Raw genomic sequence first — 12,520 nt, forward strand, 5'->3', positions numbered from 1 at the left:
CACCCCTGCCGGCGATGCCCTCCCCAGGCACCCCGCTCCCACCGTCAACGGCCAGGTAGAGTGCTGAACATGCGTTCAACGGCACGTGCCGGGGGCAGGGTCGTGATCTGATGCCTCTCCTCGAATCTGGTGACAGCAGCATCTACTACGAGACCCACGGCCAGGGGCCAGCACTGGTTCTCGTCCATGCGATCAGCGCCGGAGCGGGCATGTGGCGTGCGCAGATCGAACGCTTCGCGGTGGATCATCAGGTCATCGTGTTCGACGCCAGGGGCGTCGGTCGCTCGGGATCGATCCGTGGATGGCGGAAGATCCGCGACCGCATGTCCGACGACCTTGCGCGCCTGCTCGACCACACCGGCCATCGGCGCGCGGCTGTGTGCGGTGTGAGCTTCGGTGGCGTGATCGCCCAGCATTTCGCTGCACGGCACCCGGACCGCGTGGAACGGCTGGCGATCGTCGACTCCTACAGCGACACCCGTCCACTCGCCCTCGGCCGCGCGCTGTGGCTCGTGTCCGTCTACGGCGGGGCGGTCTCGAATTTTCTGCCACCCCGGGTGCTGGCGCGGATCATGCGGCAGCAGTACCGACGCTGGCCGGAGGCCGCCGAAGTCCTCGCGGGTGCGGTGAGGAGCCTGCGCCCGCTCGATGCCTTCAAGACTCGCTGGGCGATCAACCTCGTCAACTATCTTCCGGCCCTGAACCGCGCCGACTATCCGGTGCTCGGCGTGGTCGGGGACAGCTCCTGGCCGCGATCGCAGACGTTCATGGAAGAGCTGGCTGCAGCCGTGCCCCGGGTGCAGCTCGTGCACGTCGCGGATTCCTGCGATCCCACTCCGCTGTGCCGACCGGAGTTCTTCGACGAGATCCTCGCTGCCTTCCTCGAGGACGGGGTCCTTCCCGCTGCGTGGTGACGGCGGCCCCGGTGGCAGGACCGCCCCGCGGGCCGGGGCCCGCCCGGGATGGACCGCATCGACGTGCTGGAGGATGGCAGGATCGGGGAGATCGGCATCCTCGAGGAGTTCGCCGAGCAGCTCCCGGGAGGAAGCGGCCGGTCGCAGTCACCGCCGCGTGAGGTCGAGGTCCCAGGTGTAGTGCTCGGGCAGCGTCGGCAGCGGCCATGTGGGATCGGGGAAGAAGTACTCGTACCCGGCGGAGAACGGGTAGGACCACTCGGCGATGTGCTGCTCGGCCTTCTGACCGGCGGCGCGGATCGAGGAGATCTCCTCGGCCGTGAAGTACCCGGTGCGTTCGGCGCCCTCGAGCTCGTCCTCGTCCTTGTAGTGCCAGTCCCGCCGCGGCAGCACGACGAGATCCAGGACCAGGTCCCGAGTGCGCACGCCCTCGTCGGTGCGCTCGTACGGAGTCTCGAGGTTCACGTAGTAGCAGCCCAGGGAGCCGTCGTCCTTGTAGAACAACCAGACGGAGTAGGGCGTCTCGGGCAGCCCGATCATGAGGATGCCGTTGCCGGTCCACAGTTGTTTGGACTGCACACGGGGAGCGGTGAACATGCCCTCGTCACCGGCGCGACGCAGCGCGGCACCGGATTCGAGGACAGGCAGGAGCACTTCGGTCCCGGGCGCGATCCAGATCGCGACGCCGCGATCATCGTCCAGCACGACAGTGCCGGGGCGGACGGTGCGAGTGGGGTGCTGCTGGGTGTAGTAGGTCCAAGTCACCTGGTCGCCGGGCGACCAGCGCGGGGTGGAAGACATGGTGGTGATCCTGGCCGGATCGGCCTCCACGGACGCCCCGTACCAACCGGCCACCGGGCCGGGGCTGCACTGCCCGTGAAGGGGTAGGCGTATGGGGCGACCATACCGCCTCCCACCCGGACGCACGGGCGGCGCGCCGGGTTCCTGGAGATCAGGCCGTGATCGAGGCTCCGCGCAGCTGTGCTGAGAGGGGGCAGTCCATGGGATCGGCGTGGCCGAGTCCGACCCGGTTGAGATACCTGATGATGATTCCGTACGAGGAGATCAGGTTGGTCTCGGTGTAGATGATCCCGCGCTCGGCGCAGAATTCCTTGACGATCGGGCGGACCTTGCGCAGGTTCGCCGAGGGCATCCGCGGGAACAGGTGATGCTCGATCTGCAGGTCGAGCCCGCCCATCGCCCAGTTCATGAGCCGGCCGCCGGTGATGTTGCGGCTGGTGAGGACCTGACGGCGCAGGAAGTCGACCGAGAGGTCCTTCGGGATCAGGGGCATGCCCTTGTGGTTGGGGGCGAAGGAGCCGCCCATGTAGATGCCGAAGAGAGCGAACTGCACGGCCAGGAAGGCGGCGCCCATGCCGAGGCCCAGGGTCGCGAACACGATGACCGGGAAGCCGACGATGCGGATCAGCACCAGGATCCCCTCGGCCCAGCGGTGCTTGACACGCTCGTTCGTGAAGACGGCGGAGATCGCCTCGTAGTGCAGCACGAAGGCGAACAGGCTCAGCATCGGGACGAAGGCCCAGCCCTGGCGCTTGGCCAGCCAGCCCATGAAGCCGGAGCGTCCCTTCACATCGTCAGGGTCGAACACCAGCACGCCGCCGGCGATGTCGCCGTCGCGGCCGATGGTGTTGGGGTTCGCGTGGTGCTTGTTGTGCTTGCGGGTCCACCAGGCGATGCTCAGCCCCACCACGAGGTTGCCGACGATGCGGGAGAACCACTCGTTGTGACGGCCGGAGGAGAAGACCTGCTGGTGCGCGGCGTCGTGCCCGAGGAACGCTGCCTGGGTGAACAGGATGCCGAACAGTGCCGCGACAGCGAGCTGCCACCACGTGTTCCCCAGGGTCAGCAGCAGTACGAAGGCGCCGACGAAGGCGAGGGCCAGGAGCGCGGTGCGCAGCATGTAGGAGCGCACGTTGCGGCCCATGAGGCCGGCGTCCTTCACCCGCTGGGAGAGCTCGAAGTAGTCCCGGGTCTGCGCCGCGGCCTGGGCCCGGGGCGCACGAGGTTCTGCAGTGGTCGTCATGCCGATGACGCTAGGGCAGAGCCGTGCACGATGGCGTCCCTCGCGGGAGCGAACCTGCACCCCCTACCTGGGTAGGGGGTCGGCGATCGGTATCCGTGTGATGACGGCGAACCCTCCGTCGGCCGTCGGCCCGGCCTCCACGGTGCCGCCCAGGGCGGTGACCCGCTCGCGGGTCCCCGACAGGCCCAGTCCGGAGCCGGGGATCGGATCCTGTGCGGAGTCGGGGGCGACATTGGTGACGTCGACCAGCAGCGCCCCGTCGGCCGCAGTGACCCGGACCTCGATCGACGCTCCGCGGGAATGGCGCAGGGCGTTGCTCAGTGCCTCCTGGACGACCCGGTACGCCGTCAGCCCTGCCGTGGGGGGCACTTCGGCGTGGGAGATGGTGGCACTGATCGAAGCGCCGGAGGCACGGCTGGAGGCGACGAGCTCCTCGATATCGGCGAGCCCCGGCATCGGCATCTCCTCGAGGGAGTCGTCGGTGCGCAGGGTCGCGAGCAGTGAGCGCATCTCACCGAGCGCCTGCCGGGAAGAGGCTGCGATGTCTTCGAACTCCTGCTCGGCCTGGGCATCCAGACCCTGCAGGCGGAACTTCGCGGTGCCGGCCTGCACGGTGATCACGGACATCGAGTGGGCGACCACATCATGCAGCTCGCGCGCGATGCGGCTGCGCTCCTCGAGCTCGTACCGACGGCGCACCTCCTCCGCGCTGAGGGTCTGCGCCTGTTCCACCTGGCCGCTGATCAGGAGCCACTGCCGCACCGTCAGCCCCATCAGCACCACGCCGCCGCTGATCGCGACCAGCACCACGCCGTTGGTGGTGACGGACCTCAGGGCGTCGTCCGCGCGAGTGGTGGGTTCGGTGATCAACAGGCACACCAGGGTCAGCAGGGCACCGCCGGACCATGCGGACACCGCCCAGAACCAGCGATGGAAGACCGCCAGCACGGTGAGGGTGAGGCAGTGGGCGAGCAGTGAGGTCACCGGCCACGGCCAGGGACGTTCGAGGTGTGCCGGGGCCGTGACCAGCATGATGGCGAGCGCGGCCACGACGGACAGGGAGAGTCCGGCCCAGGGCCAGCGCACCGCGAGAATGGCGGCCACAGGGGCAGCGATCGAGACCATCATGGCGGGCGCCGGGTGCACGTCGTACAGAGAGGCGGTGACCGGCCATGCGACGACCACCAGCACGAAGCTGATGAAGGCGACCGTCATCCGCACCCAGGCGCTCTCGCGCAGGCGGGCATCGACCGCGGACGGCGCCGTCAGGGTGAGACGACCGGTGCGACGGGAACCGGGCACGGCCCCGCCCAGCAGCGGAGCGCTGACCACCACATCGAGCAGCGCGAGGGCATGCACCATGGCGGGCAGGGAGAGCGCGAGTGCGAGGCCGATGACCAGGGCGAGCGCCCACTGCCCCGGGACCGTCGCACCGCCGGTCGGGAGGAAGCGGCCCCAGAACCAGAACGTGAGCCCCGCCAGCGCGAGGATCGTCCATACCAGCGTGACTCCCACCGTGAGCACCCGCACCGGGAGCGCGATGAACGCTTCGAAGGCAAGATCGAGCCAGCGCCGCGAGTCCGAGATCAGGCGCAGCAGGCCGGCTGCGCCGCGTCCGCGCGCGCGGTACTGCGGCGGGTTGATCTCGAGGCCCCAGCGACGCAGACGGGCGCGGTCCAGCTGTGCGCACACCGAGGCCAGCGCCAGGGTGAGCGGGAACAGCAGGACGCCCACCCACGCGATCGCCAGCGCTGCCGAGATCGCTGACAGCGGCAGCAGCACCACGATCGCGAGCAGGGTCAGGGCCAGCCCGGGGAGGATCAGGGCGAGGTCCCGGCCCAGGCGGCTCAGACTGTGGCGATCAGGGACCAGGAACATCGACGGCTCCTCTCGGGGAGCGGGGATACTGTGGCGCCATGGTTCCCGCTGAGCAGGCCCTCATCCGTGTGCTGATCGTCGACGACCAGTCGATGATCCGCGGCGGTTTCGAGGCGCTGTTGAACGCGCAGGAGGGGATCGAGGTCGTCGGTACCGCGGCGGACGGCGCCGGAATCACAGAGGTCGTGCGCCGCCTGCGCCCCGATCTGGTGCTGATGGACATCCGCATGCCGCAGGTCGGCGGGCTCGACGCGACCCGGGCGGTGCTCGCGATGCCGGGCACGCCGCCGAAGATCATCATGCTGACCACCTTCGATGCCGACGAGTACGTGTTCGCCGCCCTGCGTGCCGGGGCGAGCGGGTTCCTGCTCAAGGATTCCACACCCCAGGATCTGGTCCAGGCGGTGCGTGTGGTCGCGGGCGGCGACTCGTTGCTGGCCCCGCGCGTGACCCGCGCCCTGATCGAGGATTTCGTCGCTCGTCCAGAGCGCTCGACGCGGCCCGACGCGAGTCTGAGCGCGCTCACCGAGCGGGAGTTGGATGTGCTGCTGCTGGTGGCGCGAGGCCTGGCGAACCGGGAGATCGCCGACGAACTGGTGATGGCCGAGCAGACGGTCAAGACCCACGTCTCGCGCATGCTCTCCAAGCTGGCGCTGCGTGACCGTACCCAGCTGGTGGTCGCCGCGTATGAGTCGGGCCTGGTGCGCGCGGGCCACTGACCGCGGCGACGCCCGCTGAGGACAGTCAGGACAGCGCGTCCTCGAGCAGCTCGCGCAGCGTCGGTGCCGGGTCTCCCGGGACCAGCTTCTCGCGGGCGGCGCGCAGCTCGGTCGCGCCCACGTGCGCGCGCAGCGCCTGCACCAGTTCCTGCGCCGTGATCGTGGTGGTGTCGGCGCCGTGCCGGGCCCGCAGGTGCGTGGTGTCCGAGACGTCCTGGGCGGCGATCCGGGTCGTGATCGCGGTCGCCACCTCGGGTGGCAGCGGCGCGACGCCGTGCTCGGCGGCCCGCTGCTCGAGGGCGACCATGCGTTCATGGGCACGGGGATTTCCCATCTTCACGCGGCGGGCGGACATGAGCTGGCTGAGCATCGGGGCACTGACCCCGAGCACCTCGGCGAGGCGCTTCTGCGGGATCGAGTACAGCGCCATCACGGTCCGCAGGCGATCGTGGAGGGTCTGTCCGTAGAGCTCGCGCTGGAGCCGGCGGTTCTGCGTCAGGCGGTCCTCGCTCATGCCAGAGCCGCCCAGACCAGGGCCGCGGCACCGGCCAGGCACAGCAGGGCCACCAGCAGCAGGAGCACACCGATCCAGGTGGTCGAGCGCGTGCGCCGCGAGGGCTGCGGTGCCTGTGGTGCCGGTGGAGCCTGCGAGGGGTGCAGGAGCTGCGCCTGAGGGTTCCGCCGGGTCGGATCGTGGACGACACGCTCGGTGGTGATGGGCTGCTGCGGACTCGGACTCGGACTCGGCTGCCGGTTCGGGGTCGCAGCGCTCGCACCGCTGGACTTGGCGGTGAGTCGCTCGTGCAGGCCCGGGCTCAGGCCGGCGAGTGTCACGGGGCCCTCCAGCGGCACCTCGTGCAGCACAGAATCCGCCTCATCCACGTCGATCTGGTCGAAGACCTCGAAGGGCTGGCCGTCGGCGGTGCGGGACCACTGACCCGGTGGCATCGACGGCACGGGGATCGTGTCCCGTGCCTGGACCGCCGTCGGCCGTGCGTCCGGATCGATCGCGAGCATCGCGCGCAGCAGGTCCCCGAGGGGACGGGCCGCGGGATCGGCGCTCCCGGCGAGGGCGGCGCTCACCCGCTGCGGGAGCGACGAGGGCGCGGGACGTTCCCGCGGAGGAAGGGGAGCGAGGGCCTCGAGCGCGCAGGCCGCCGCGGCCCAGACGTCCTGGGCCCAGGAGGTGCCCAGTCCCTCGAGGAGCTCCGGGGCCATGAATCCGGGGGTGCCGTGCACGAACCCGGTCTCCGTGAGCCGCACGTCGGTCTCGTGCAGGGCGATGCCGAAGTCGGCCAGCAGGAGATGCGGTGCGCCGTCTCCGGTGGCGTCCAGCAGCAGGTTGGCGGGTTTGACGTCGCGATGGACCCAGCTGGACTCGTGCATCGCGGCGAGGGCGTCGAGGAGCTGCCGCAGCAGCTGCGCGACCAGGGAGGGAGCCAGCGCGCCGTGATCCGCGAGCGCCCCGGCCAGGGTTCCGCCGTGCACGAGCGGCATCACCAGCACGACCGTGTCGTCCTCCGCGACCCAGGTGTACGGGGGCAGAAGATGTGGGTGCTCGCCGAGACCCTTGGCGGTGCCCACGGTCTGCTCGCGCACGAAGCGCAGCACCTCGGCGCCGTCGCGCTGACGCATCACCTTGGCGGCGCAGATCGCTCCGTATCTGCGGTCGATCGCACGCCACAGCGACCCTGAGGCGCCCCGGGCGAGGGGATCGAGCAGCTCGATGCGGCCTGCGATGACATCGGACATGATGGTGGTCATGCTAGGGCACACTCGTGCGACCTGACCCTTCGACTTGACGACTGGGTTAACTATTGCAAATACTAGCTCCGTCCGGACCAACGAGGCCACCCACTCGGCAGACCCCAGGAGAGCGCATGACCCGCAGTGCACGCCCCCGCGGACCGCTCACCTCTGCGGCGAACCGGGCCCGACGACGGATCCTGCTGAGGATGCTGACCGCGCTGCTCGGTGCGACCCTCGCCCTGGCGGGAGGCATCCCGGCCGCGCTCGCCGACCCCACGACCGACGAGGAATCATCGCCCTCGGTCTACTCCGCCACGGGGCAGGACATCGAAGGCGGCGGGTCCCTCGCCCAGGCGGCGCTGGTCGCGCCGGGGATCTACCGCGACACCTTCGAGCGCGGCGGTGCCCAGGAGTACGAGCCCGGGACGACGAAGTACTACCGGATCACCGTGGAGGACGGACAGCGTGTGCACGCGGCCGCGACCATCGCCGCCGCGCCCTATCCCGGTGGCGTGCCCGAGGACTACAGCTCTCTGGGGATCGAGCTCTCCTACCTCACGGCCGGTGGGGACGCCTGCGACGATGGCGGGACCACGGACATCGGCGAAGCCATCACCGGTGACGGACCGATCACCACCACCGCTGTCTCCGACGTCGTGGGCCCCGACGGGTGCACCGGCGGCGAGCTGTTCTTGCAGGTCACCCGCACGGGGATGCGCTCGAGCGAGGACCCGTTGCCCGTCGAGATCCAGGTCGCCCTCCAGCCGCCCGGCATCGGGGGAGGGAGCCCGTCCGTGGAGGAGGAGATCGAGGACAGTGGAGCCTCCCCGGTCGCGCCGGAGGACACCGCCCCGATCACGCTGGGTCGCTCCTTCGCGGGGGCCACGCCCCTGGAACCCGGTTCCTCCGTCGTCGAACTGGCCCCCGGGGAGACGGGTCTGGCCCGGATCGAGGTGCAGGAGGGGCAGCGCCTGCGGTGGCGCACCGAGGTCATCTCCCAGCCGGAGGGGGATGCCGGGTACGTCGCTCTGCGCACCTTCGACGCCGCCCGCGCACAGGTGACCGTCGGTGGTGGATCCTGGCCGCTGAGCACCGCGGACACCGTCGCCGGCGGAGGCATGGTCGCACCGGTGGACCGGGGCAACCGCAGTTCCGAGCTCGACACGGTGCAGTCGGCGTGGCTGCCGGGGACGCACACGATCCAGCTCCAGCGCCCGCAGCGCACGGTCGAGGCGGACCCCGCCGGCGACGGACCGGTCACGCTCATCCTCACTCTCGAGGTCGAGGGAGAGGTGGCGAAGGACGCCGCCGACGGCACCGTGCTCGAACTCGGGGAGACCACCTCGACCGCCGGCGCCGGGGGTGGCCTCTTCGGGGGGCAGGGCGGTCTCGGTCGCGTCGCGATGATCGCGGGCGCCGGACTGCTCACGGTGATGGCGCTGGTGTCCGGGGTGGCCGGGGCACTGGTGCTGCGGCTGCGCCGGAACTGAGCGGGAACCGCTCGGTATCGACCGCCTTGGCCGATCCTGGTCAGCCCGCCCAGGCCTCCCACAGGCGGGCGTAGTCGCCACCGAGGGCGACCAGCTGCTCGTGGGTTCCCTGCTCGACCACTCGTCCGCCGGCCATCATCAGGATGCGGTCGGCCACCATCGCCTGGGAGAGTCGGTGGGCGACGATGATCGTGGTGCGGCCACGGGCCACCTCGAGCGCGGCGCGCTCGAGGACCCGGGCGCCCGAGGAGCCCTCGTCGGCCGTGGCCTCATCGAGCACCAGCACCGCAGGATCGCGCAGGGAGATGCGGGCCAGCGCCAGTTGCTGGGACTGCTCCGCCGTGAGCCGCTCGCCCTTCTCCCCGACCTCGGTGGCCAGGCCGCCGGGCAGACGCTCCGCCCAGGTCGCGGCGTCGACGCGGCGCAGTGCCGCCCACAGCTCCTCGTCGGTCGCCTGGGGCTTCGCCAGTCGCAGGTCCTCGCGCAGAGTCCCGCGGAACACGTGGACGTCCTGGCTGACGATCGAGGCGTGCGTGCGCACCGCCTCGATATCCGCGTGGGCGAGGTCGGCGCCGCCGTGCAGCACCCGGCCGTGACGGGGCAGGAGCGTGCCGGCCAGGATCGCCGCGAGCGTGGACTTGCCGGCACCGGAGGCGCCCACCAGGGACACCACCTCACCGGGGGCGATGTCGAGGTCGATCGGCTGCAGCACCACCCGCTCGTTGCCCTGTTCGTCGGTCCCGTAGGCGTGGGAGATGCCTTCGAGGCGGATCGAGGCATCCGAGGGACGCTCGTCGCCGGGGGAGGCCGCCGGGTCGATCGAGGAGATGACGCCGACCATGCGGGACACGCTCGCCACCGCCGACTGCACCTCGTCGAGGTTGAAGATGACCGCCATCATCGGCCAGAACAGGCTGACCAGGTAGACGGCGGCGGCGGTGACCAGGCCGATCGGTGCCCCGGCCACGTGCACCATGACGAACCCGAGCACGAGCACGAGCAGCAGTGCCAGGTTCTCCGGGATGTTGATGAACAGGACCAGGCGTCCCACCAGGTACATCACCCGCATGTTCAGCACCGACGCAGTCTCCGAGAGCACCGCGACGTGGCGGGTCTCGCGGCGCTCGATGCCATAGGCGTGCACGGTGGGGATGCCGTGGATCGCCGAGAGCAGCCCCTGCGCGCGGGCCCCCATCGCGATCCGCTCACGGCGGTACAGCGGTGCGGTGCGACGCAGGTACCACAGGGCCGAGACCACGTACATCGGCACCACCACCACCACGAGGATGAGCAGCCAGGGCGACAGCGTCGCCATGCCGACCATCGTCACCATGACGTAGAAGCCCATCTGGATCAGCGAGGGCACGAGGTTGTTCACAGCGCGCGCGGCGACGTCGACGTCGTCGGCCACCCGGGAGAGGGCGTCACCGATCCCGGAGCGCTCCATGGTCTGCGCGGGCAGGTCCAGGGCGCGATCGATGACCTCCTCACGCATGCCGGCGAGGATCCGTTGGCCCAGAGCCGAGACCATCGACCAGCCGACTGCGCTCAGCACGGCCTGCACCACGGCCACCCCGAGGATCTGGGCACCCAGGCGCCAGGCGTCCTCGGAGGTGCCGCCCCCGGCGGCGACGACGTCGACGGCCGCGCCGATCAGTCGCGGGAGGACCGCGGCGGCCGCCGCCCCGCCGAGCGTGACCAGGGTCGTCAGCAGCGTGGCCACCCAGTGCTCTCGCAGCCTGCCCAGTATGAAGCGAACGGTCTCGCCGCCCTTCGCGATCGGCAGCAGCTGCGCGTGCTCGGCGAGCTGGCGCCGGGCGGTCGCGTCGTCGCCCAGGACCTCGTCGAGCGGGCGCTTCCAGTCCAGATCGCTCATCGCTGCACCATCTCCCGGTAGTCGTCGAGATCCATGAGGGCGAGGTGCTCGCCCTCGGCGACCACCTCGCCGGAGCGCACGTACACCACACGGTCCGCCTCGCGCAGAAGGGCGGGGGAGCGCGTGACGACCAGGGTCGCCCGGTCGGTACGACGACGGGCCGCCACCAGGGCCTCGGCGATGTGCTGCTCGGTGACCGCGTCGACAGCGGTGGTGGGGTCCTGCAGCACCATCACCGGGGTGTCGGCCGCGACCGCGCGGGCCAGAGCGATGCGCTGGCGCTGGCCACCGGAGAGGTTCGAGCCCCGATCGAGGATGCGCGAGTCGAACCTGTCGGGAAGGATTTGCAGCATGTCCTCGGCGCCGGCGGCGTGCAGGGCGGCCTCGGCCCAGGCGTCGTCGCTGCCATCGGTCGCGGTGCCGTCAGGGGCGCGAGTGGCGAGCTGCTCGCGCAGGCTGCCGTCGAACAGGTCCACCACGTGCGGCTCGACGAGGAGGTCGGCCCGCAGCCCCGCACGCTCGGCGGGGGAGATCGGACGCTCGCCCACGCGGGCGCCGGCGTCGTGGTGACCGCTGACGGCGTCGATCGCGGCGTCGGAGTCCCGGACGTCGGAGCACGCCAGCGCCACGAATGTGCCATCGGCGACGCTGAGATCGAGGTCGGGCAGGTGCAGGCCACCGGCCCCGCCGCGTCGGCCGTGGGCGGCCCCGGCCCCGTCCCCGCGATCATCGCGAGCGGTGGAGAGGGCATCGAGCGTGAGCTCCGGGTCATCGACCGTCCGACCCAGGTCCGCGAACAGGTCGCGCACGCGCCGCGCGGACGTCGACATGCTCGCCCACCACACGGGCATGTTGGACAGGCCCTGGAGGGCGCCCATCACCTGGCGGGCCACGCCCACCACGGCGATGAGGGCGCCGATGCCGAGTTCGCCCTGCAGGCCACGGATCGTGGCGATGACGATCACGGCAGCCATCATCGCGCCGGTCACGAAGGTGGTCAGGCCGGAGGAGATGCCCGAGTAGCGGGCATTGACCAGCGCGGCCTCGAGGGCCACTCGGGAGCGCTTGCGGTACTGGGCACGGGCTCGTGCCTGCACGCCGAGACCCTGCAGCACACGCAGACCGTGCACCAGGTCGGTCGCGGTCGCGGCGGCCTCTGCGGCCTGGGTCTGCTGGGCGTCGTAGCGCTGCGACAGGGTCGGGGTGATCACGCGCACCACGATCACCATCACCACGATGCCGAGCAGCATCGCCGCCCCGAGCCAGATGTCCTGCACCGCCATCCACGCGGTGGCACCGAGGATCACGATGCTCGCCGGGATGCCCCAGGGCAGCATGTCCAGCACGTCGGAGGCCTTGTCGGCGTCCGAGGTCGCGATCGAGAGCACCTCGCCGGCGGGACGCCGCACGCGTCGGGAACGGGGGTCCAGGACAGCGCCGGTCAGGCCCACGCGCAGCCGATGCCGCTCGTACATGCACGCCTTCTGGCTCTCGAGGAACGTATAGATCCACAGCATCATGCCCGACAGCCGCAGGCCGATCACGACCGCGGCACCGACCAGGGTGAAGGTCAGGTTCCCGCCCACGATCCCGCGGTCGATGACCAGACCCAGCAGGATCGGGAGCAGCATCTCCGCGGCTTCGGAGAGCGTCGCCAGCGGCAGCACGACCCAGAGCATCCGCGGGTGATTGCGGATGACGGAGGCCAGCACCCCAGGGCGCCGCGCAGCGGGGACGGAGGGGATCCGGGCAGGGGAAGCGGTGGTGGACTTCTCCACCATCGTCGAGGTATCGGGCACCTGATAGATACAACCCCTATCGGAGCCCCGTTGCAACGTGTTTTCCCACCC

10 protein-coding genes are annotated in these 12,520 nt (G+C 70.7%); 3 read left to right on the forward strand and 7 right to left on the reverse strand.

From position 1 onward, the window contains the following. The first annotated feature begins 110 nt into the window (after nucleotides 1-110). Complete coding sequence (locus tag INT51_RS06115) at nucleotides 111-914, forward strand: alpha/beta fold hydrolase (protein ID WP_193104316.1); 804 nt, start codon at nucleotides 111-113, stop codon at nucleotides 912-914. A 147-nt stretch (nucleotides 915-1,061) separates the two neighbouring features. Here INT51_RS06115 and INT51_RS06120 read toward each other — a convergent pair whose 3' ends face one another. The 3 genes from INT51_RS06120 to INT51_RS06130 all read right to left on the reverse strand — a co-directional run bounded on the left by INT51_RS06120 (nucleotide 1,062) and on the right by INT51_RS06130 (nucleotide 4,836). Further along, nucleotides 1,062-1,715: a DUF402 domain-containing protein gene (locus INT51_RS06120; RefSeq protein WP_193104317.1), complete on the reverse strand. Its 654-nt coding sequence runs from the start codon at nucleotides 1,713-1,715 to the stop codon at nucleotides 1,062-1,064. A 151-nt stretch (nucleotides 1,716-1,866) separates the two neighbouring features. Continuing rightward, nucleotides 1,867-2,958 carry an acyl-CoA desaturase gene (locus tag INT51_RS06125; RefSeq protein WP_193104318.1) on the reverse strand — a complete coding sequence of 364 codons (1,092 nt, stop codon included), beginning with the start codon at nucleotides 2,956-2,958 and terminating at the stop codon, nucleotides 1,867-1,869. A 63-nt stretch (nucleotides 2,959-3,021) separates the two neighbouring features. After that, nucleotides 3,022-4,836 carry a histidine kinase gene (locus INT51_RS06130; protein WP_193104319.1) on the reverse strand — a complete coding sequence of 605 codons (1,815 nt, stop codon included), beginning with the start codon at nucleotides 4,834-4,836 and terminating at the stop codon, nucleotides 3,022-3,024. A 38-nt stretch (nucleotides 4,837-4,874) separates the two neighbouring features. Here INT51_RS06130 and INT51_RS06135 point away from each other — a divergent pair, with 38 nt between their 5' ends. Then, entirely contained in the window at nucleotides 4,875-5,555 is a 681-nt protein-coding gene (locus tag INT51_RS06135; RefSeq protein ID WP_193104320.1) for a response regulator transcription factor, read from the forward strand. Nucleotides 5,556-5,580: 25 nt separating this feature from the next. Here the strand turns inward: INT51_RS06135 and INT51_RS06140 are convergent, their stop codons facing one another. Both INT51_RS06140 and INT51_RS06145 read right to left on the reverse strand, forming a co-directional pair. Beyond that, complete coding sequence (locus INT51_RS06140; RefSeq protein WP_193104321.1) at nucleotides 5,581-6,069, reverse strand: DNA-binding protein; 489 nt, start codon at nucleotides 6,067-6,069, stop codon at nucleotides 5,581-5,583. Then, on the reverse strand, nucleotides 6,066-7,319 hold the full coding sequence (locus INT51_RS06145; protein ID WP_193104322.1) for a serine/threonine-protein kinase: 1,254 nt from the start codon (nucleotides 7,317-7,319) through the stop codon (nucleotides 6,066-6,068). The genes INT51_RS06140 and INT51_RS06145 overlap by 4 nt, the downstream gene beginning before the upstream one ends. 116 nt (nucleotides 7,320-7,435) lie before the next feature. Here INT51_RS06145 and INT51_RS06150 point away from each other — a divergent pair, with 116 nt between their 5' ends. Next, entirely contained in the window at nucleotides 7,436-8,794 is a 1,359-nt protein-coding gene (locus INT51_RS06150; protein WP_193104323.1) for a hypothetical protein, read from the forward strand. 40 nt (nucleotides 8,795-8,834) lie between these two features. Here INT51_RS06150 and INT51_RS06155 read toward each other — a convergent pair whose 3' ends face one another. Both INT51_RS06155 and INT51_RS06160 read right to left on the reverse strand, forming a co-directional pair. Continuing rightward, complete coding sequence (locus INT51_RS06155; RefSeq protein ID WP_193104324.1) at nucleotides 8,835-10,670, reverse strand: ABC transporter ATP-binding protein; 1,836 nt, start codon at nucleotides 10,668-10,670, stop codon at nucleotides 8,835-8,837. Continuing rightward, complete coding sequence (locus INT51_RS06160) at nucleotides 10,667-12,469, reverse strand: ABC transporter ATP-binding protein (RefSeq protein WP_304502095.1); 1,803 nt, start codon at nucleotides 12,467-12,469, stop codon at nucleotides 10,667-10,669. The genes INT51_RS06155 and INT51_RS06160 overlap by 4 nt, the downstream gene beginning before the upstream one ends. Nucleotides 12,470-12,520: the final 51 nt, after the last annotated feature.

It is taken from the genome of Brachybacterium sp. FME24 (assembly GCF_014897705.1).
Classification (GTDB): domain Bacteria; phylum Actinomycetota; class Actinomycetes; order Actinomycetales; family Dermabacteraceae; genus Brachybacterium.